The 21,429-nt window shown below is 49.0% G+C and carries 21 protein-coding genes; 6 read left to right on the forward strand and 15 right to left on the reverse strand.

All coding sequences use genetic code 11. The annotated features are described in order from the left end of the window. Positions 1-22 precede the first annotated feature (22 nt). Positions 23-394: a glyoxalase superfamily protein gene (locus GUA98_RS15220; protein WP_193723609.1), complete on the reverse strand. Its 372-nt coding sequence runs from the start codon at positions 392-394 to the stop codon at positions 23-25. A gap of 211 nt (positions 395-605) precedes the next feature. Here GUA98_RS15220 and GUA98_RS15225 point away from each other — a divergent pair, with 211 nt between their 5' ends. From GUA98_RS15225 to GUA98_RS15235, 3 genes are all read left to right on the forward strand, one after another. Continuing rightward, the gene (locus GUA98_RS15225; protein WP_193723610.1) at positions 606-1,280 is read left to right on the forward strand and encodes an alpha/beta hydrolase; all 675 of its coding nucleotides are present in this window, start codon (positions 606-608) and stop codon (positions 1,278-1,280) included. Further along, a complete protein-coding gene (locus GUA98_RS15230; protein WP_193723611.1) occupies positions 1,280-2,050 on the forward strand; it encodes a DODA-type extradiol aromatic ring-opening family dioxygenase in 771 nt (256 codons plus the stop codon). The genes GUA98_RS15225 and GUA98_RS15230 overlap by 1 nt, the downstream gene beginning before the upstream one ends. Positions 2,051-2,349: 299 nt before the next feature. After that, complete coding sequence (locus tag GUA98_RS15235; protein WP_153980881.1) at positions 2,350-3,321, forward strand: cation diffusion facilitator family transporter; 972 nt, start codon at positions 2,350-2,352, stop codon at positions 3,319-3,321. Between the two features lie 165 nt (positions 3,322-3,486). Here GUA98_RS15235 and GUA98_RS15240 read toward each other — a convergent pair whose 3' ends face one another. Then, positions 3,487-4,074: an NAD(P)H-dependent oxidoreductase gene (locus GUA98_RS15240; RefSeq protein WP_193723613.1), complete on the reverse strand. Its 588-nt coding sequence runs from the start codon at positions 4,072-4,074 to the stop codon at positions 3,487-3,489. A gap of 129 nt (positions 4,075-4,203) precedes the next feature. On the opposite strand from GUA98_RS15240, the gene GUA98_RS15245 reads away from it, so the two are divergent. Next, entirely contained in the window at positions 4,204-5,223 is a 1,020-nt protein-coding gene (locus GUA98_RS15245; RefSeq protein WP_193723614.1) for an AraC family transcriptional regulator, read from the forward strand. Between the two features lie 217 nt (positions 5,224-5,440). Next, the gene (locus GUA98_RS15250; RefSeq protein WP_193723615.1) at positions 5,441-5,941 is read left to right on the forward strand and encodes a hypothetical protein; all 501 of its coding nucleotides are present in this window, start codon (positions 5,441-5,443) and stop codon (positions 5,939-5,941) included. Positions 5,942-6,308: 367 nt separating this feature from the next. Here GUA98_RS15250 and GUA98_RS15255 read toward each other — a convergent pair whose 3' ends face one another. Genes GUA98_RS15255 through GUA98_RS15270 form a run of 4 tightly spaced genes read right to left on the reverse strand, consistent with a single transcriptional unit; the run spans position 6,309 to position 10,092 of the window. After that, positions 6,309-7,382, reverse strand: coding sequence for an ABC transporter substrate-binding protein (locus GUA98_RS15255; protein WP_193723616.1), 1,074 nt, complete (start codon positions 7,380-7,382; stop codon positions 6,309-6,311). Further along, on the reverse strand, positions 7,379-8,185 hold the full coding sequence (locus GUA98_RS15260; protein WP_193723617.1) for an ABC transporter permease: 807 nt from the start codon (positions 8,183-8,185) through the stop codon (positions 7,379-7,381). The genes GUA98_RS15255 and GUA98_RS15260 overlap by 4 nt, the downstream gene beginning before the upstream one ends. After that, positions 8,160-8,993 carry an ABC transporter permease gene (locus GUA98_RS15265; protein WP_095360087.1) on the reverse strand — a complete coding sequence of 278 codons (834 nt, stop codon included), beginning with the start codon at positions 8,991-8,993 and terminating at the stop codon, positions 8,160-8,162. Before GUA98_RS15265 ends, GUA98_RS15260 begins: the two co-directional genes overlap by 26 nt. After that, positions 8,983-10,092, reverse strand: a complete 1,110-nt coding sequence (locus tag GUA98_RS15270) for an ABC transporter ATP-binding protein (RefSeq protein ID WP_193723618.1) — start codon at positions 10,090-10,092, stop codon at positions 8,983-8,985. The genes GUA98_RS15265 and GUA98_RS15270 overlap by 11 nt, the downstream gene beginning before the upstream one ends. 255 nt (positions 10,093-10,347) lie before the next feature. Between GUA98_RS15270 and GUA98_RS15275 the strand changes: the two genes are divergently transcribed. Beyond that, entirely contained in the window at positions 10,348-11,580 is a 1,233-nt protein-coding gene (locus tag GUA98_RS15275; protein ID WP_193723619.1) for an MFS transporter, read from the forward strand. A gap of 40 nt (positions 11,581-11,620) precedes the next feature. On the opposite strand, the gene GUA98_RS15280 is transcribed toward GUA98_RS15275, so the two are convergent. The 9 genes from GUA98_RS15280 to GUA98_RS15320 form a co-directional block, all read right to left on the reverse strand. Beyond that, positions 11,621-12,088: an NUDIX hydrolase gene (locus GUA98_RS15280; protein WP_193723620.1), complete on the reverse strand. Its 468-nt coding sequence runs from the start codon at positions 12,086-12,088 to the stop codon at positions 11,621-11,623. A 137-nt stretch (positions 12,089-12,225) separates the two neighbouring features. Next, complete coding sequence (locus tag GUA98_RS15285; protein WP_193723621.1) at positions 12,226-13,434, reverse strand: nitric oxide synthase oxygenase; 1,209 nt, start codon at positions 13,432-13,434, stop codon at positions 12,226-12,228. A 127-nt stretch (positions 13,435-13,561) separates the two neighbouring features. Continuing rightward, positions 13,562-14,041 carry a Dps family protein gene (locus GUA98_RS15290; protein WP_397331784.1) on the reverse strand — a complete coding sequence of 160 codons (480 nt, stop codon included), beginning with the start codon at positions 14,039-14,041 and terminating at the stop codon, positions 13,562-13,564. Positions 14,042-14,385: 344 nt separating this feature from the next. Next, positions 14,386-15,126: an HAD family hydrolase gene (locus GUA98_RS15295; protein ID WP_193723622.1), complete on the reverse strand. Its 741-nt coding sequence runs from the start codon at positions 15,124-15,126 to the stop codon at positions 14,386-14,388. Positions 15,127-15,619: 493 nt separating this feature from the next. Then, a complete protein-coding gene (locus tag GUA98_RS15300; protein ID WP_193723623.1) occupies positions 15,620-17,359 on the reverse strand; it encodes an adenine deaminase in 1,740 nt (579 codons plus the stop codon). A gap of 105 nt (positions 17,360-17,464) precedes the next feature. Continuing rightward, the gene (locus GUA98_RS15305; protein WP_193723624.1) at positions 17,465-18,523 is read right to left on the reverse strand and encodes an ABC transporter ATP-binding protein; all 1,059 of its coding nucleotides are present in this window, start codon (positions 18,521-18,523) and stop codon (positions 17,465-17,467) included. 18 nt (positions 18,524-18,541) lie between these two features. Continuing rightward, positions 18,542-19,333: an ABC transporter permease gene (locus GUA98_RS15310; protein WP_193723625.1), complete on the reverse strand. Its 792-nt coding sequence runs from the start codon at positions 19,331-19,333 to the stop codon at positions 18,542-18,544. Between the two features lie 6 nt (positions 19,334-19,339). Continuing rightward, on the reverse strand, positions 19,340-20,161 hold the full coding sequence (locus GUA98_RS15315; protein WP_095290986.1) for an ABC transporter permease: 822 nt from the start codon (positions 20,159-20,161) through the stop codon (positions 19,340-19,342). A 279-nt stretch (positions 20,162-20,440) separates the two neighbouring features. Continuing rightward, complete coding sequence (locus GUA98_RS15320) at positions 20,441-21,379, reverse strand: nucleoside hydrolase (protein WP_153980282.1); 939 nt, start codon at positions 21,377-21,379, stop codon at positions 20,441-20,443. Positions 21,380-21,429: the final 50 nt, after the last annotated feature.

Raw genomic sequence — 21,429 nt, forward strand, 5'->3', positions numbered from 1 at the left:
CTACCCTTCTCTTGCTAAATCTTCAGTCTGTCGCACGGGGAGACTCGTAATAAATGATCCGATTGCCAAACGGATCTGTCACGGTCATTTCCCTTAATCCCCAAGGCGTATCCGTAATTCCCGGCCTGGACTGTTTGTATTTTTTCTGATTAAGCCTGCCACAGAGTGCACCCAGATCCTTCATTTCTATTCGCAGCGCAGCTCCCGGCGTACAATCGCCGTGATGCTCGGACAGGTGAAGAACAATGGAATCAAGCGATATCTGCATATATAAAGGCATCCCCTTTTCAAATCGATGCTCCCAATCTACGACAAACTCCAAATAGTCAACGTAAAACTCTTTGGCCTTATCCTCATCAAATATTCTCAAAATAGGCACGATTCCTTGCAGCATCCTGATCACATCCTCGGGATTAATATGAACATCACAATCAGCAGCGTTATTTCAGTATTTAATAAGATATTCTAATACGTAACATATTTTCATAATACAAAAAAAATATTGACCCTACAATGGATCCATGATAAATTTTGTTTATAAATAAGAATATTTATTTCATATTGGTGAACTATTGTTATATAACTTTCTTCAGGCGGTGATTTCAATGAATACCTCATTTACTTATGAAGTTCGATTGCCTACGAATTACAATACAGATCAGCCATATCCCGTTATTTTCGCCCTCCATGGCATGGGTTCGGACGAGCAGGATATGCTTCGTCTAATGGAACCCCTGCAGTCCGATTTTATTATCGTAGCTGTTCGGGGACCCCTTGTTCAGGGCAGCGGTTATGCCTATTTTCAAATTAAAAGCATTGGTAATCCGGTTCGTGAGCTGTTTGACGCTTCGGTTCAGGGCTTGCAGCAGCTGATCGGGGATTTGTCCTCTGAATATGCCATCGATCCAGCTCGACGTTATATTGCGGGATTCAGTCAGGGTGCCATTATGGCGATGACGCTCTCCTTGATCATGGGTGATGCTATCAAAGGAATCGTAGCCATGAGCGGATACATTCCGCAATTTGTAAAAGACGAATATCCCGTAGAGCCTGGAGCTTCGTTATCCGTATTTATCTCCCATGGAGACCAGGATCACATGTTTCCCCTGCAGTTGGGTGAAGACAATGCGAATTATTTCCGTAAACATGCTCGCAATGTAACTTACGTTCCTTATTCTGGTGGACATCACGTCACCGCAGAGCTTTATGATCAATTCCAATTATGGCTTCGCAGCGACGCTGAACTGGCTGCCAACAATACGAAAGGACTGAATGCATAATGATGCCATCCTTCTTTATCGCACATGGTGCGCCTTCACTTGCACTGGAGGAGAATGTTTATACCGAATTCCTGCAAAAACTCGGACAGGATCTGCCGAAACCCCGAGCTATCGTCTTATTCTCCGCCCATTGGGAGTCTGCAACTCAGCTTGTATCCTCTACGGCTCAATATGAGACAATCTATGACTTTGGCGGTTTCCAGCCGGAACTGTATCAGATCAAATATCCGGCTCATGGGCACGCTGAGACTACTGCAAATGTTCTTCGTCTGCTTAAAGAAGCTGGCATTCCCGCTGAGGCTGATTCCGTGCGCGGGCTGGATCACGGTGCCTGGGTTGTTCTTCGCTTGCTCTACCCGGATGCAGATGTCCCGGTCATTGCACTTTCCGTGAATCGCTACTTGACGAATGAGCAGCAGTATCAGATCGGTCAAGCACTTGCTGCACTTCGCGAACAGGATATCCTTGTGATTGGCAGCGGCGGCACAGTCCACAATTTGCGGCAGCTGAACTGGGAAAGTAACGGCGTGGACTCCTGGGCCCTGGAGTTTGACCAATGGCTGGAGGACAAGCTTGTCCAGTGGGATACGGAAGCCCTCTTCGCATATGACAAGGCAGCACCATCCGCTCGTGCTGCAGTCCCTACACCAGAGCATTTTGTACCCCTGCTGCTGGCTATGGGAGCTGGCGATCAGACCAAGAAGGCATCCCTGTTATTCAAAGCATATCAATACGGCAATCTAAGCTTGTCCTGCTGGAAGTTTGAATAAATTTAAGCAGCAATAGTCATTGCTGACGCAGGGATACATCAATCGGCACTCCATAGGAGTGCCTTTTTTCATGCCCTTTATTTGGATCAAATATCTATGGTTCCTCCTTATTCAAGCTCTTCAAATTGGTCCATATTATATTATGACCTTTTTTGCATAATGCTGGGATATGTAAAGCGGGTTATAATAACATTTAGTGGTAATGCACAAGATGTAACTAAGAATCTTAAATTTTACACCTATCAAATCTTCTGGGAGGAACAATCAACGTGGCTGATCAAGCAAAGTCAGAGAGCTTTATGTCTCTCGTCAAAAAGGGGAATACGTCCTCGGCTGTAGCTATGGCAGGTAATGCCGTACTTGCATTGTGCAAAGGAGGAGCCTTTCTATTCAGTGGCAGTGGGGCCATGTTTGCCTCAGCCATGCACTCGCTCGCCGATGCCATCAATCAGGGGTTCGTCTTTGTCGGAAGTGTATTATCCGAGAAAAAACCGACACGCCGCTTCCCGACCGGTTTTGGACGGGTCATCAACATCTTCTGTATGATTGCCGTTATCGTGGTCACAATTATGGCCTACGAAACCATTCATGAGGGGATTCACCTCCTGAAGCACCCTGCGGGTCATTCCGGCGGCCTCTGGATTAACATTGCTGTACTTGTGCTGAACATTGTAATTGACGGTGCCATCCTGATTAAAGCGATGAAGGAGATCCTTGTGGAAGCACGAGCGCCGAAAGCATCCGGATTCTCTCTCGTTCCGGCAGCGATCAAAAATGTAGGACGCGCTGCACCGCCGACACGCCTTGTGTTCTACGAAGATGTAGTTGCTGTACTCGGAGCAACACTTGCCCTCGTCTCTGTCGTTGTTATTGCATTGACCAATTTCGCATTGCTGGATGGCATTGTGACTACCCTGATTGGCTGTCTGATGATTGCCGTAGCCTTCCGCGTCGGATATGACAATATGATTGGACTGATTGGTGTGGCTGCACCACAGGATATCGAGGACAAGGTGTCCCAAACGATCTTGGCAGACTCCCACGTGGCCGATATCCAGATGATGCGTATTATCCAGGAAGGCCGCTATTATCATGTTGAAGGACTGATTGAGCTGACCAAAGGCCTGTCCCTGGCCGATGCCGATGATATCAAGTTCCGTATTCAGGAGAAATTGATGACGAATCCGGATATCGCCGATGCGGCCATTTCCATTATCGAAGATGATGGTGTGAACAGCTGGGGCAAGAAACATTCGGATGTTGTAAAATAACGTCTTTTTTATGATATAGCCAAAGCGAGCAAGCCCACTCTCCGGAGTGGGCTTGCTGCATGTTCAACGAATAATCTTCCACCGTTGTCTCTGGATACAGGACTTCAAATGGAATAGTAGCATTAGTGCCTATTGTCCGGCTTGGGTTTGCAGGTTGTTACCTTATCATCTCTTTCCCTGTTTGGCCCCCATTTCCTCGATTTTCCCCAGCCATTTCAGCCGGAATGCTTCGGTAGATCCCTTGATCGGGCTGATCTCCGTAACCCGTACCGGCGATACACCAGAGAATTTCAATATATTTGAACTCATGACCCGGTGCCCGGCTTGTCTGTAGATCAAACGGTAATACCAGCGGGGTGTATCCATCGTCACGATGAGCTGCGCGGACTTTCCCTTTAACAATTTGTCCCACAGAGGCGAGCCTTCCCGGTATCTCATGGCAAACCCCGGCAGGAATACCCGGTCGAAAAACCCTTTCAGAACAGCTGGCATCGTCCCCCACCACAACGGATACACAAACACCAAATGATCAGCTTGACGGATCAATTCCTGGGCTTTGACCAGATCCTCCTCAAGTTCTGTCCGCTTACGATAACCGTATCTAAGGTTGGGATTAAACTCCATTTGGCTCAAATCAAGCAAATTCACATCACTGCCGGAACGCCGGGCGCCTTGGATATAAGCATCAGATAATGCTCTACAATAGCTCTCGGGATCCGGATGGCCGTTAATCACCAGAATATTGGATTTCATACTTGGGTTCCTCCTGTATAATAAATGAAAGCCGAAGAAGCTGGCGCATCCCCATCATAAGGTGACTTTACATCGAAACAAATGATCGAGGGCGCCGAAAATGTTGCTAATTCGCGCAAATGGAGGTACATGAACAACCACAATATCGGAGTATCCATTTCCCTGCTGTATCCAATCATGAAAACTCTTGTTCACAAAGGGTTTGAACTCGAAGCGTTTTTCAAATATGCCGATTTCGATTCGGCCGTCCTGGAACATGCCGATGCCCGAATTCCGGTCGACGAACTGGAACGAATAATGCAGCAAGCTTCTGCCTATTCCAACGATTTGTATCTTGGCCTCAATCAGGGTCTGCTGCTCGACTTCGCAGATCTGGGTCTTCCCGGTTACGTGATGATGCATTCCCAGACCATTGGTGATGCCCTCGCCGCATATCAGCGGTATAACATCATTCTGTACAGCGGCTTCAATCTCGATTGGGAAATTCAGGGGCAGGATGTGGTCCTTCGTCTGTTTTTGCAGTCGCCCCAGCAGATGTCCCGCCATTGCGTGGAAGACATGGCCATATCCGTTCTGTATCTGATCCGTAAACTCGCGAATCGTCCGGTGGCGGTAAAAGAGGTTCGTTTTAGCCATGAGGCTCCAGATGATACGGGCGACCTCGGCCCATACATTGACATGTTCGGCTTAGCTCCCCAATTCGGGGAACCCCATAATCTGCTGCGTCTGCACAAAGACATTCTCCGTCAGCCTGTGCTCTATTCGGATGCCAAAATGCTGCAGGTGTTTGAAACGATGGCCGAGAAAAGCAAGAATCTGCTGCAGCCTTCTCATACGTTCTCTGGCAAGGTCAGCCGCTGGCTGATCGACAGCCTTCCTGCCTCCTTCCCCACATTACAACACACCGCAGAACATCTCGGCGTGAGCATTCGCACACTTCAAAGCAGGCTGCGTGAAGAAGGTACGACGTACCATGAAATCTCCGTTCAGGTACGGAAGGAGCTTGCCCTGAATTATTTGCAGGAAGGACAATATTCTGTCGGTGAAATTGCCTATGCCTTACATTTTTCAGAACAAAGTGCGTTTCAGAATGCGTTCAAAAAGTGGACTGGACAGACGCCGGGACAATATCGGGCGGGTCTGGCCTGAATCCCGAATAGGCCGCCTGTGCAGGAAGCACACACGGGTTAAGCCCTGAGATGAAAGTCACCATGTGGTTCCTACCTAGACTTAAGTCTAGGTTCTTTTTAACGCCAAAGACCGAGGATGGATAATTCCAATTCATGGTATGCTGTGTCTAACGAGAAAAAAGACTTCATGTCTGATCGGAACGACTCTTAATGAAACGATGAAAAGGAGAGATATCATGGCTAAACGTACGATCCTGGCGCCTGTACTCATTTTGCTGGGCGTGTATCTGATTCTGAACCAGGGAGGTTCACTCGGCCCGGGTACGATCTTTGCCAACTTCTGGCCTACCCTGTTCGTCATTCCACTCGGCCTGTTCTTCCACTGGCTGTACTTCTCCATGATTGGCAGAGGGGTGGGCTTGCTTGTACCGGGCGGTATTTTGCTGACTGCCGGCGTAGTTAGCCAAGTCGCCATGCTCTTTGGTAACTGGGGCACGATGTGGCCTGGCTTTATCCTCGCGGTTGCGGTAGGTTTGTTTGAATTGTACTGGTTTGGCGGACGAAACAAGTGGCTGCTCATTCCCATCAACATCCTGATGGTGATCTCGCTGCTCTTCTTCACGGTAATGTCCATCGGTTCGATGCTCAGCAGCATGTCCTTCATCCAGCCGTTCGTGGCGATTGTGCTGATTATGGGCGGGGCTTGGTTAATCGTGGGCCGCAAAAGAAACATGTAGGGGTATAAGCTGAAGGGCTGGGATTACACTAGGCCACTCCGATGACAGAACAACTTCCGATCGCTGTTATTCCCGGATTTCCTTGATTCCCCCTTTGACAGGGAGAAATCCGGGAAATAGCTTATGCTTCCGAAGTAGCTTTCTTTCAGAATGCTTTAGGCGCACGCTTCGCTTCTCCAGTTTGTTCTGTCCTCTCCGTTCCGTGTAATCCGAAAGTTCATCTTATAAACCGATAGCAAGTACATTTTGCTCTAAAGGTAAGGGTAAGAGAAAACCCCGATCATCCTGGAATGGATGATCGGGGTTTTGACTTTATAAAGCACATTCAAGTATGCAGCTCATGCGGCATCTGTTATGCCGATCAGTGTTACTTGCTGTGCATTTTAAACTCAAGGAACAGGTCGTTATAATGCGAAAGCATTTTTTTACCCAGATTATCGTACACTTCCAGCTTGCTTGTCAGTGAATCATCCGGATAGAACCGCTCATCACTGGAGATATCCTCTGGCAGAAGCTTAAGCGCCTCGGCGTTCGGTGTGGAATATCCGACATATTCGGCATTACGTGCGGCATGATCAGGGTCCAGCATAAAGTTGATAAACTGGTGTGCTCCTTCAATATTACTTGCCGTCTTCGGAATAACCATGTTATCGAACCAGAGGTTCGATCCTTCCTCAGGCACCACGTAATCGAGCTTGTCGTTCTCATCCATAATCTCCGAAGCATCTCCGGACCAGACAAGACCCACTGCCGCTTCCTCATTGGCCAGCAGCATTTTGATCTCATCACCGACGATGGCTCTGACGTTAGGCGTCAGGGTAGACAGTTTCGCCAGCGCCTCCTGCAGATGGTCTTCATTGGTATCATTCAGGGAATAATGCAGACTGTTCAGTCCCATCCCGATGACTTCACGGGCACCATCCAGCAGCAGGATCTGGTTTTTCAGACGAGGGTCCCACAGGTCATCCCAGCTCTCAAACGTCAATCCGTCCACCAGCTCAGGATTATAGACAATCCCCACCGTTCCCCAGAAGTACGGAATCGAATACTGATTGCCTTCGTCAAAGGACAAGTTCAGGAAATCAGGATCAATATTGCCCAGATTGGTTAATTTGCTGTGATCAAGTGGAACGAGCAGGTTCTCTTCTTTCATTTTGCTTATCGCATATTCGGAAGGAATCGCTACATCAAAGGTCGTTCCGCCCTGCTCAATCTTGGTGAGCATCGCTTCATTGGAGTCAAACGTCTGGTAGATGACCTTGATGCCTGTCTCCTCTTCAAACTCCGTCAGCAGATCCGGGTCGATATAATCGCCCCAGTTGTAGATGGTCAGCGTGTTGCCGCCCGAGTATCCCTGACTCTTGTTGAGATAGGAGGCCAGGATCATCAGGGCAAAGGCTGCCACAAATACAATCGCAAATGTCCGTACCAATTGCTTCATGGACGCAGCCCCCTTCCGGCAGGTGTCCGTGCAGCGCGCCGGTTAATGAAGTAGTAGCCAATAACCAGCAGCACGGTCAACAGGAAGAGCAGTGTCGACAGCGCATTAATGGACAACGACACACCCTGTCTCGCCCGGGAATAGATCTCGACGGATAGCGTCGAGTACCCGTTCCCCGTTACAAAGAACGTAACCGCGAAGTCATCCAGGGAGTACGTCAGTGCCATGAAGAATCCGGCAAAAATACCCGGTTTAACGTATGGCAGTACTACACGTGCGAGAATCTGCCATGAGCCTGCGCCCAGATCGCGTGCCGCATCCATCAGCGTTGGGCTCATCTCCTGCAGTTTGGGCAGCACCATGATGACAACAATCGGCACGCTGAACGCGATATGGGAGAGCAGCACCGATGTGAAGCCCAGCTTGATTCCGATCATGGTGAACAAAATCAGGAAGGATGCACCGATGATGACATCCGGGCTTACGATCAATACGTTGTTGAGAGAGAGCAGCGTATTCTTGGTCCGTTTACGCCGCACATGATAGATCGCCAGGGCTCCTGCCACGCCAAGAATGGTCGAGATGGCCGATGACAGCAGCGCGATAATAAAGGTATTCAGTACAATGATCAGCAGCCGGGTATCGGCAAATACTTCCCTGTACCATTCCAGTGTGAACCCTTCAAAGTTACGCATGTGTCCGCCGCTGTTGAAGGAATAGAAGATCAGGTACGCAATCGGTGCGTACAGGATCGCAAAGACGACAGCCAGATAAACGTTAGACAGCTTTCCGTTTCTTCCCATTACGCACCTCCTTCTTCCCTGATCCGGTCAGAAACATAATGATTGCCATCGCAATAATCAAAAAGACGGCAATCGTCGACCCCATTCCCCAGTCCTGTGTGACGAGGAAATGCTGTTCAATGGCTGTTCCCAGCGTAATAACCCGGTTACCCGCAATAAGGCGGGTGATCATGAACAGGGACAACGCAGGGATAAATACAGCCTGACATCCCGATTTGACTCCAGTGAGTGTCAGCGGGAAGATGACCCGGCGAAACGTCAGCCAGGATGAAGCCCCGAGATCCCGCGCCGCGTAGATCAGCGAAGGATTCATCTCTTCCAGCGCGTTGAAGATCGGCAGAATCATGAACGGGATGAAGATGTACACCGATACGAAGATAAAGCTGAAATCGGTGAACAGAATCTGCTGTGAACCGATGCCAATCACTTCAAGCAAGGAGTTGGTCAGGCCATAGGTTCCGAACAGGCCGATGAAGGCATAGGCTTTTAACAACAGATTAATCCAGCTAGGCAAAATGATAAGCAGTAGCCAGAGCTGCTTGTGCTTCGTCCGGGTCAGCAAGTATGCCGTCGGATAGGAAACCAATAGGGCAAACACCGTGATTAGCAGTGCATACCAGAATGAACTCAGTGTCATCTGCATATATACGGGCGTGAAGAAGCGGGCATAATTGCCAAACGTGAAATTGCCCTCTACATCAAAGAACGAATAATAGACAACCAGCAGTACCGGAGCGACAACGAACAGCACCATCCATAATACATATGGAATCAGATACGCATTGCGTGTACTCGCCTTACTCTGCATGGACGGCCTCTTGATAGGCTTCGAGTCGTTTGTCGAATTCCTCTTCGGTCTCGTTGAAGCGCATGACGTGAATGGCTTCCGGATCGAAATACAGACCGATACGTTCGCCCACGACTGCTTTCTTCGTGGAATGCACCAGCCATTCGTTGCCAGCATCATCATAACTGGAAATCTCATAATGTACTCCGCGGAACAGCTGGGAATCCACATTGACCTTCAGCTTGCCCTGTTCCTCGGTCGTAATCTCCAGATCTTCCGGCCGGATCACGATCTCTACCGGCTCGTTCGGCTGCAACCCCTGGTCGACACATTCATACTGTGCACCAGCGAATTCCACCACGAAGTCCTGCTTCATTTTGCCGGATACGATGTTCGATTCACCGATAAAGTCCGCCACAAAGCGGTTAATCGGTTCATCGTAGATGTCATTCGGCGTACCGCTCTGCTGAATTACGCCGCCGTTGAGAACGAAAATCTCATCCGACATGGCCAGCGCTTCCTCCTGGTCATGCGTAACGAAAATAAATGTAATGCCCAGACGCTGCTGCAGATCACGCAGCTCGTACTGCATTTCGGTCCGGAGCTTCAGATCGAGTGCGGACAAGGGCTCGTCCAGCAGCAGAATCTCAGGCTCGTTGACAATTGCACGAGCAATGGCGACCCGCTGACGTTGTCCACCGGACATTTCGCCAATCTCGCGGTTTTCATAACCGGACAGGTTGACGAATTTGAGGGCTTCCAACACTTTGCTGCGTATTTCAGCCGTTTTCATCTTTTTGATCCGCAAACCGAAAGCTACGTTCTCAAATACATTCAAATGTGGAAATAACGCATAATCCTGAAATACCGTATTAACCTGGCGCTGATGGGCAGGAACACGATTGATCAATGCTCCGTTAAAATAAATACTGCCCTGAGTCGGCTCCGCAAAGCCGGCGATCAGCCGCAATATCGTTGTTTTGCCGCAGCCCGAAGGGCCAAGCAGCGTATAAAATTTACCCCGCTCAATCTCGAAGCTGACTTCCTTCAATACGGCTTCATCCTGATCGTATTGCTGGGTCACCCGGTCGAACCGGATAATTGGTTGTTGATCTGACATGTTTTATCTCGCCCCCTTAAACTTGAGGTACAACTTCCCCTGTACATCTTCTATAAACACATCGTTATTACAAATCCCATCTATTATATATGATTCAGCTATATCCGCAATGGTTTTGATGTAAACGCAGTATGTCTTTTCTTCTTATTCTCACAGATCCTGCATACATTACGTTTATATGTCGATATCTACGCATTCTATTTGGCGATTGGAGGTTTTTGAGCTTACCTGAGTCTGTAGGAAAGGAGTCTAAACGTGGACATTCGCCGTAATCTGCCTTTGCTGATGATCATTTGTTTTCTTAGTCAGATGGGCGGTTTCATGATCCTCCCCCTGTTTCCTTTATTTATTGAGGAGTTCGGCCTGTCCGGCTGGATGATGGGGGTTATTTTTGCACTCTTTTATGTTGGAAAAGTCATTGGTGGGGTTCCGGCTGCAGCACTCTACCGCAAACTGGGCGGTCAACGGGCCTTAATCGTCATGCTGTTCATTCTCGCGGTCTGTATGGGCGGCTTCGCCGTCTCTTCTGCTGCACTTCTGTTTGGTTTGCTGCGGCTGCTGCAGGGACTCGCTTCCACCGGACTCACCGTCATTGTCCGATCCATCATCGGGGATGGGGGCAATGCGGATAACCGCGGTCTGTACAATGGATATATCAGCAGCAGTGAAGGCGGAGGCATGGTGCTTGGGCCGGTGATCAGCGGCTGGCTTGCCCTGCACTGGCCGTTATCGGTTCCATTTCTGCTCGTTACACTATGCTGTCTGATAGCCATGGGAACGGCTATGGGGATCAAGAGCAGGCCAGAATCTAAACAAAAGTTTACAGCCGACGAGCGCGAGCAAATGCCAGATCCGGACTCAGGGGCAAACCCAGACATTCCGATAAACCATGCCTATGCAGGATCTCGGGCAAGGTTGACCCCACGACAGCAGTTAATCGGCTACGGTACGGTACATTTCCTCGAAATGAGTGCCTATGCGGTATTTCTGACGTACTTCGCTCTCTATGCAGCCCACATGATGCATTGGGACCCATTTGCAACCAGCCTGGCTTTTACCGTGGCCGGGATCTCCACGCTGGCTGCTGCACCCGTAGCCGGTTATCTATCCGACCGCATGGGTGATCGACTGCTGCTCTGCATGCTCGGCATGTTAATGATCGGCATTGAAGTGGTTGTTTTTCTAAGCACCTCTTCTTATGCATGGGTTTATGTTGGCATGCTGATTGGCGGGGTTGGCGGGGCCTGTTACATGGATTCCTTTTTCGCTCATATCGGGGACCACATCCCTGATGCAGGCAGAAGTGAGGTCATTGGCAGAATCGTCTCTGCGGCGGAGATCGGCTCCATCATTTCTCCTCTGATTGCTGCGCTGCTTGTAGAGTACGTTTCGCTCTACGCCGTGTTTGTATTCAATCTGGTGCTGATCGCTGCCGCTATTGCCGTTCAGGCAGTAATGCGGAGCAGGTACAGAGCGAAACAGGGGTAACGTACAAAACCGCTCACATGAGTGGGCGGTCTTGATCCTTTTATTTTTTTCCTATTAAAGAGGCGATATGTTGAGCATTTTCTTGAATTTTTCTTTTTAAGTATGGGTCTGTCTTGTCGGGTAATTCTGTTGGTTTGTAAAACTTCGCTTCTAAAACTTCTACGCCATCGGGCTTAGGCTCCCCTTCAAATTCCGTACAAACGTATCCAATGACCACATTATGATATTCATGCCCGTTCCTTAATTTCGTATATAATTCTTTACCGGAAAAGACGCCGAATAGCTCCAGATTCTTTATTTTTATCCCAATCTCTTCTTGAACCTCTCTCATCGCTGCCTCTTCTACCGACTCTCCCAACTCCATAAATCCACCGGGCACTCCCCAGGTATCATCATTATGCCGAATTAACAGAATTTCACCAGTCTTATTCAAAATGAGAATACTCGGTCTTACCAAAATTACAGGAGCATTGCCAATCATACCCCGCAGCGTTTCAATGTATCCCATCGATGATCCCCTCCTATGTGAATTCATGACTCATTATAGGAGAGTTTTAAATAACCATATAGAGAAAAATCCCCCTTTATTTTTTCCTATTTTGCAGACCTTGAGCTGATGAAAAAGAAAAAATAACCCGCTCGCACCTAGTGTGCAAACGGGCATCTCAGGGATGAATCTCCAGCCTGCGGCTGATGGGGATTGGCATCCGTATGCTGTTGTTCAATATCCGCTGGTTCAGCACCGGCTGATTCTCCATCTAGTGTATACGCTGATTCCTGACGGAAAAAGTTCGGCTTCACGATCTCATTGCGATAGGAGCTGTGGAAAATATGGGTCGTTGCCGGAGAAACAGGCGGAATCAGCCAAACCCAGTCTCCAGTCAGCTCACGCCCTGCCTTTGCCTCCCTCTGCTCAAACAAAGCAAATTGCGACGCTGCCGTATGGTGATCCACCATGCTGACGCCTGCTTTCTTGAAGGAATGCAGTACGGCTACATTCAATTCAACGAGTGCGCGATCCTTCCATAGCGTCGTTTCGCTGGATGTGTTCAGTCCAAGTGCTGCCGCCACTGCAGGCAGTTTATTGTAGCGGAAGGTGTCCGCCAGATTACGTGCACCAATTTCGGTCTCCATATACCAGCCGTTAAACGGCGCAGCCGGATAAGAAACGCCTCCAATCTCAAGCCGCATATCTGCAATCATCGGTACACCGTACCAGCGCATGCCGAGTTCCGCAATTTCAGATCGCTCGGGGTGTTCAATGTTCACCTCTACAATGTCCTCATGGGGTACAGGATACCATTCGGGAGCCTGCCCTTGTGCCTGAATAATGAGCGGTAATACATCGTAATCTCCTCCTGCCCCTTGCCAGCCAAGTGACATGGCAGCCTTGGTCAGTTCCAGGGATGCAGGATCTCCAATGATACCTTGTTCCGTCTCGTATCCAGCATAACGGATAAGCTGGTGGTTCCAGATCCGTACAGGAGCTCCGCTTGGCCCAGTCGGCGGAAGAATCGTAATCATCGGGATAACCTTACCGCCATTGGATGCCACACGGATATGATTCATCACGGCCTCCGCAGCAGTTCCGGCTGTGTCTGCATGACGTGCATCCACAATCCGCAGCTTGTCCCAGAACAATCGTCCGATACAGCGGTTGCTGTTCCGCCATGCCATTTTGCATCCGTGCTCCAGTTCTTCGGTCGTATGCACATAAGTGCCCGTAGCTTCAATCTCCTGATAAACAGCAATAAGCCGGGCCTCCGCATCTTCTCGCGAATGGCCCAGCTCTTCATAACATGTATATATAAACCGTTCAGCTTCTCCCTGCAATTGATCCAGGTCTGTCCGCATGATTCATTCCACCAATCTGTACATCTCGAATGCCACTATTATACGGCAAGCACACCGGATTTGTAAGCGAACGGGGACTTTGTTCACGGACTCTACATATCGTTGTCAGGATGCGGGTTATCTTCGCTTATTTGCCCAGAAATGCGTTTAACATCCAGATTTCTTTGTCCAATGCCGCTGTGAATCCAATCAGCATATCTTCCGTAGCGTTATCCTCTGCTTCTCCTGCTGCATGGATGCCTTGCTTAATCACTTCTACCATGGTGCGCAGATCGGCAACCACCGACTCTACCATACGCTCAGCAGACAACTGTCCCTGTGCCTCATCAACTGGAGACAAACGAAGCTGTTCGGACATCGTAGCTACCGGACGTCCACCAATCGCAAGCAAGCGTTCTGCGACTTCATCCATGTTCGCAGTAGCCAGGTTATACAGTTCTTCGAATTTGGCATGCAGTGTGAAGAAATGTGGTCCTTGAACATACCAGTGGAAATGGTGCAGTTTCGTATACAATACGGACCAGCCTGCAATCTGGCGGTTCAGGACTTCTTGCAATGCTGCGGTATGGTTAGAAATCGTATTCATTGATGTTTGAATTGTGCTCATGGATAGGTTCCCCTCTCATATACAAAATAATGTGATTTTAATTCAAGGAATTCTGATTATGTGCTGCTTTCTTTAATTTAGACTTAATCTAATTCTTGTTTTAATTATAACACCGCCTATCTACTTTGTGAAGGCTTTAGCCTGCTCTTCCAAATGAAGATTCCATGAAGCTCCACTTCATCTTCTCATAGAAGCGAGATGTTACTGCTTGTCAGAATACACACCACATTTATACCTCGGATTCACTTGATGTGCAGCGATTATCCTCACATTTTCCACAACCCAAAAAGCCCTGTTACCTACCTTAGTAAGGGACACAGGGCTGCAAAAACACATATCACTCTTTATTGTAGAACCAACTCGGATGTAAGAATGCGAGTTATTTCATTATAATCTCTTGCCACGTGATGAGGCTGATGGTTCGATTCTGGCAGTGCATTCCGATGGTTGAACCAGATGACATTCCATCCGGCGTTTACCGCACCTACTACATCATTACGCCATGAGTCCCCGACATAATAACTGGAGCGTGCATCCGTGCCTGTCTGTTTATTCACATGTTCAAACAATTGCCGATCCGGCTTGGCATACCCGAGGGTTCCCGAGATGAAGATTCGCTCCTCCGGGACGAGGTCAAACACATTCAGTGCTTCGAGCTTGCGTCTCTGATGTTCCCCCTCACCATTCGTAATAAGTCCTACAAGGTGTCCGTCTGCCATTAGGCTCCTCATCAGATCATAAGCACCATCAAATGGCTGAATCTGAAACTGTCTGCTCAGATACTGCGCTTGCAGTGTTTCAGCCTGTCCTTCAATTAAGGGTACCCCGAACTCCTTCATCGTGAGTTCAAATCTGCGTCTGCGCATCCGTTCCACGGCTTCGGCTTCCGGAACGGCAGAGAGACCCTCCTGATCGGACAACCAGTCGCTGTAGTAGCGGAATCGGTGATAAACCTCGGCATATGGAACATCATCGGCTAGACCAAGAACCTTCTGCAGTGCTCCTCTGAGCGGCTGCAAGTGGTCATACAATGTATCATCCACATCAAAAAATATCGCTTTCTGAGTTTGGTCTTTGGATAACATAATGGTCCTCCTTCTCTATCTTCAATGAGGTGAGTTATATTCCACTCATAAAATTAATAAAAGATTAGAATATTATGGGAACAAACTTTAATAAATGATACAATAACTTTTTAACAAATCGGCAAGGAGGCAGCCAAACTGCATGACATTCTCTACATACCCGAAGGAAAAGAAACAACAAAATATCTATAGCTTAGTCCTAAATCTCATTCTTTTCGTGGTTGCTGCATTGATACTAGTCTACGCCTATTATACCTACGATGCCAAACCCTCTTCCAGCTATCTGTTAATCGTAATCCCCATGACGGGGTGTGCAATAAGGTCAGTGTACCACGCAGTAATGCTCCTAAAAATGAAGAAGCGTAAAAATGAACATTGAACGTGGAAAAGAAAGATTAATATTTATCTCGCCTTAAACCAACAGCAAAAAAGGTAGATATACTGCACTCTTTCTACAGCATACCTACCTATTCATGTTCTTTGAATTAACGATTCACTCTACAACCAACGGTACAACCTTGCCTGCATTCACATCAATCAAACCGTGATCTGTAATTTTCAGCGCAGGGCTCACTGCAAGTGAATGGGTGCTGATCGACATGATCGGGTTATAGTGAACATAACCAAGGGAGAGCATCGCTGTCCGCAATTCCTTCACTTGATGAGACACAACCGCGAGCGGTTCTTCTGTCAAAATGCCGCCTACAGGCAGATCCAGATGAGACAGCACTTTGCCATCCTCTACCACACAGAATCCACCTTGGCTCGAAATGACCGTGTTAGCCGCCAGAATCATATCTTCACGATTGCGACCCACGACCAGAAGGTTGTGGTTATCATGTGAATATGTCGTTGCGATGGCTCCCCGTTTAATCGTATCTCCACCGATCAAGCCATGTGCCCGATTGCCGTTCACACCATATCGTTCAAAGGTAACAATCTGTCCGTATCCACTATCTTCCCACTGAAGTTCGCCACTCGCTGCCTGTACCTCTGCGATGTGTTCTTCCACAAAGGTCGAGCCGTCTTTCACCATCATTACACGGCAGTTGAATGAATCTTGTTCCGCCTGATTAGCAGCATCCCTGACTTTGGGATCGCTCAATGAAATGGTGAAGTCCTCTGCTGTCAGCTTGTCCAATTGTACACTGTTATAGAAATGGGGCGGGAACTGCCCCGTCATCCGTTCCTGCTTATACGGTTCGTAGTCGTCATAAGCTTTTCGGCCATTTTTGTACACTTGATCAATCGCCAATGTTTCCAGATTGGATACCAGAACGTAATCGGCCACCTTGCCTGGGGCGATGCTGCCTCGATCCGTCATTTTCATTCGGGATGCCGGAGTAGACGTTGCTGCGTAAATGGCATCTTCCGGACGCATGCCCATCTGAATGGCCTTACGCACAATATGATCCAGATGACCTCGTTCCACGAGGGAGTCCGGCATAACGTCATCCGTCACGAAGCAGAAATGCTGAGCCACATCATGCTGAATCAGGTAATCCATAACCTCAGGGGTCATCGATTTCTCCTGGATCTCAATGAACATGCCTGCTGAAATCCGCGCCTGCAGTCCTTCTATGCTCTGATGGGTATGATCCGAGTCCACACCTGCATAGATCAGTCGGTGCAGATCCAGCCCAAGCAACTTCGGTGTATGACCTTCGATCACGAGATCCGGATAATTTTGGCGAATGTGCTGGAGAATCTGGTTGGTCTTGCATTCCGGGTCACGGATGACATCCACGTAGTTCATGATTTCACCCAGACAGATGATCTCTCCGGTTGCGAGAAGTACATCCATATCTTCAATCTCAATAGATCCGCCCGTTGTTTCCATTGGGGTTGCCGGAACGGAGCTCGGGATGGCATAGAACATGTTGACCATGGTCTCACGACTTGCAGCCATCATCTCCTGCACACCTTCCAGTCCGAACACATTGGCCATCTCATGCGGTTCCGCTACAATGGACGTTACTCCGCAGCGAATCAGGCCATGGGAAAAGGTAGCCGGCGTCACCATGGTACTCTCAATATGCAGGTGAATATCGATCAGGCCAGGAATCATGTATCTTCCCCGCGCATCGATCACTTCGTCTGCCTGAATCAGCTCAGGACCGCCGGGTCCGACATACATGAATCTGCCGTCAAGTACGGCGACGTTATTCAATTCAAACCGTTTATAATAACTGTTATACACATTTACATTCACAATCAGTTGATCTGCACGCATGGGGCATAATCTCCTTCTATTGAGCATGCTGCATATCCAATCATGCAGCATGCTGCCTTTGCTGCTTCTGTTTCTGCTTCCTGCTGCTATTCACGAATATGGCTGCTATTCAACGAGGACAAGCTTGTCCTGCGGGAAAATCAGGCTGACACGCTGCCCGCTGAGGTACGGTGTCTCCATCTCCTGGTTTGCCGTAAAATCACCGAGTTCGGTCTCAATCACATATTGATAGCTGCGTCCAAGATACGTACTCACCTTCACGATACCTGGCAAAGCGTTGGCCAGATCCGCTGACGTATCCCCACTGACGATCAGATCATCTGGACGAATTGCGCCTTTGCGAGCGCCGGGACGTGCCGTTCCAGGATGGGCTGTCGCTGTAAACAGACGACCTCCTGCTTTCAACGAGATCTGATCTCCTGCATCACTGCGTTCAGCAAACTCAATAAAGTTATGGAATCCAATAAATTGGGCTACAAATTCGGTTGCCGGATATTTGAAAATGGTCTCCGGGCGATCAAGCTGCTCGACAACGCCCTTGTTCATGATGGCTACCTGATCCGAGATCGAGAAGCACTCTTCCTGGTCATGGGATACATACAGCGTTGTAATACCAAGCTCCTGTTGAATCCGGCGAATCTCCACCCGCATGTTCAGTCGCAGGTTGGCATCCAGGTTGCTGAGCGGTTCATCAAACAGCAGCAGATCCGGTTCGATTACGAGTGCACGTGCAATCGCCACCCGCTGCCGCTGTCCACCGGACAGTTCCTGCGGAAAACGCTTCTCGAAGCCGTTCAGGTTCACCACTTCCAGAATGCGCATAACGCGTGCAGAGATATCCTTGTCTTTTACCTTGCGCATCCGCAGGCCGAAGGCCACGTTGTCATAGACAGACAAATGCGGGAACAGCGCATAACTCTGAAATACAAATCCGAAGTTCCGCTTGTTTGCCGGAACCTTCGTATAGTCCTTGCCGCCGAACATAAACTTGCCCTGCGATGCTTCCAGGAATCCGGCGATGAGGCGCAGCGTAGTTGTTTTGCCGCAACCGCTCGGTCCGAGCAGGGAGAGCAGCTTACCTTTTTCCAGCTCCAATTGAAAATCCTTCAGGATCGTCTGGTTATCGTAAGCCACCGATACGCGATCCAATGTCAGCAATGCCATAGCGTTCTGCGCCTCCAATTAACGTTTAGTAAAGTATGAAAATCCGCCCATGATCCGTTCGATCACGAACATTAAAAGTCCAGTCAGTACCATCAGCAGCACGGAAATGGCTGCAATTGTTGGGTCAAAATAGTTCTCTACATACGTCAGCATCTGAATCGGCAGTGTACTTACCCCCGGCCCCGTCATGAACACGGAGATATCCACGTTGTTGAACGACTCCAGGAAGGCAATCAGCACGGCCGCCAGAATCCCCGAACGAATGTTGGGCAGCACGATCTGGAAGAACGTTCTTATCCGCCCTGCGCCGAGACTCAGTGCAGCTTCTTCCACGGCAAAGTCAAAGCTCGAAAGACTGGAAGCAATGACGCGAATGATAAATGGAAGCATGATAATCGTGTGACCGATCAACAGGCCCAGATACATCGGCAGATGATAAATGACGATCAAATATTTCATCAATGTAAAACCAAGCACGATTCCCGGAATGAGTACCGGGGACAGGAACAGTGCGTTCAGCACAGACTTGCCTTTGAAATCGTAACGACTGAGTGCATAGGCAGCCGGTACTCCGAGCAGCAGCGCCAGCAGATTCCCCAGCAGGGAAATGATGATGGACGTCTGGAACGTGCGGAGGAACCCGCCTGTGTTAAAAATATTTTCATACCAGCGGAAGGAGAAGCCTTCCGGCGGAAATTTCAGTACCGTTCCCGGTTCAAACGAAGTGACCGATATGATCAGAAGCGGGCCCAGCAGAAAGATAAAGACCAGCAGACTGAACAGGCCCAGCCCGATATGTTTCTCCCGCATATGTGTCTACCCCTTCGGATTTAAAGTTTTGGCCATTTTGTTCATGACACCGACCACGACAAACGTGATGACAATCATAATTGCGGCAACGACCGAGGCCAGATACCAGTCGTTAAGAGTCATGGCGTTTTGATACAGGAACGTGGCGATCACACGCTGCTTGCCTCCAAGAAGTGCAGGTGTCGTATACGCCGTAAGGCTACCGACAAATACAAGCACAGCTCCGATCACAAGCCCTGGCACAGCCAGCGGGAATACGACCCGGCGGAATGCCGTGATACGGGAAGCTCCCAGACTTTGTGCCGCTTTGAGCAGGTCATTGTCGATGTTCTCAAGCACACCGACCAGAGAGATAATCATGAGCGGCAGGAACAGGTGAGTCAGACCAATCATCATGGCTGCCGGCGTGTACAGAATATCCAGCGGTTTATCCACGATGCCCAGGCCAACCAGTGCATTGTTGATCAGACCTTTGCGTCCAAGAATGATCATCCAGCTGAACGAGCGTACCACCGGGCTTGTCAGCAATGGGAAAATGGCCAGTGCCAGCAGGATACCTTTGCGGCGCGGCGCTTTTTGCGAAATATAATAAGCTGTCGGGAATCCGAGCACCACACAGACAAGGGTGGTGACCACGCTGACCTGCAGCGTCGTAAGCAATATTTTCAAAAAGTAAGGGTCTCTGAAAAAGTGCATGTATCCTTCAAATGTGAAGGAGTTTTCCTGGAAAAACGTTGATCCGATCGTCAGGACAATCGGAATGATCATAAATGCCGCCAAAAACACGAACCCCGGCAGCAATAGCCAGTAGATTACTGATTTCTTCATCGCGGTACTCCTGACTTATAAAATGGTTTGTTTCGAAAGTTTAGATCATTTCAAAAACAAGTACTTACTATCTCTGCTTGGCAACCGTTCCGGTCCGAATCGTTCTTTCGATCGCTGTTATCCCCAGATTTCTTTGATCCTTTAGTAAAGGTTGAAATCCGGGGATAAAGGCGAACACTGCGTTTCTTCAGAATCGATTTCGTCCCTCCACTACAAGCGAATCATATTAAGAACTAATTTTAAGACTGAGCCTAACTTTACTCACTGAATGGAGTAGAACTACGCATTTAATGCGTTAATAAAAAGTTCAAGGAACGCTTCCGCGTCCACCGTTTCGCAGACTAGCGTGTTGGGCTGCTGGCCCAAACGGTTTTGAAAGTCACATACCATCTGGCCATCGCACAGGCGGCTGGCCGTTTCGACATCCACGTAATACGATTTGCGTCCTACCAGTTCGGGTGCAAGGGCAACGCCCACTGCCAGCGGATCATGCAGAGCGCAAGCCCGAATACCGTTCATTTGTTCGTAACGGTTGATGTAGATCTCTGTGCTCTGAGCCACGTACGCACGCAGCGCAGGATCTGTGAGACGTTCAATCGTAGCTTCATTCAGCAGCGTTTGACGCGTAACATCCAGCCCAACCTGCGTAAGCTTCTCAATGCCTGCATGCAGAACAATGCGTGCAGCTTCCGGATCAGCGTACGTATTGTACTCTGCCGTCGGTGTAATATTGCCATGTCCGCGAACAACGCCACCCATGAAGATCACTTCCTTCAATAATGAAGGCAGTTCTGGACACTTCAGCAAGGCAAGTGCCAGGTTGGTTAGTGGCGCAGTCATAATCAGCGTGAGTTCACCCGGATACAGCTTGGCTTGCTCAATAATATAGTCCGGCGCAAAACCCTCTTCCGCTTGCTTGGACACGGCCGGATCAGGCAGTGCTCCGCCTAATCCATCCTGTCCATGTACCCGATGTTCATAATGTGATTGGCGGGTGAGCGGACTGGCCGCTCCAGCCATCACAGGAATATCAGTCGCATCCGCCAGTTCAAGAATCTTGCATGTATTATCCGTTGCCTGCTGGAGCGACACGTTCCCGCAAACTGTGGTAATGCCGAGAATGTCCAGCTTCCGGCTCTTGACGGCCAGCAAAATGGCCAGCGCATCATCAATACCCGTATCTACATCCAGGATGATACGTTGTAACGCCTCACTCATACGTTCTCCACTCCTTACCATTGATCGTGCTTGCTGCAAAGGTTATTCAT

It is taken from the genome of Paenibacillus sp. P13VS (genome assembly GCF_015143645.1).
GTDB classification, from domain to species: domain Bacteria; phylum Bacillota; class Bacilli; order Paenibacillales; family Paenibacillaceae; genus Paenibacillus; species Paenibacillus xylanilyticus_A.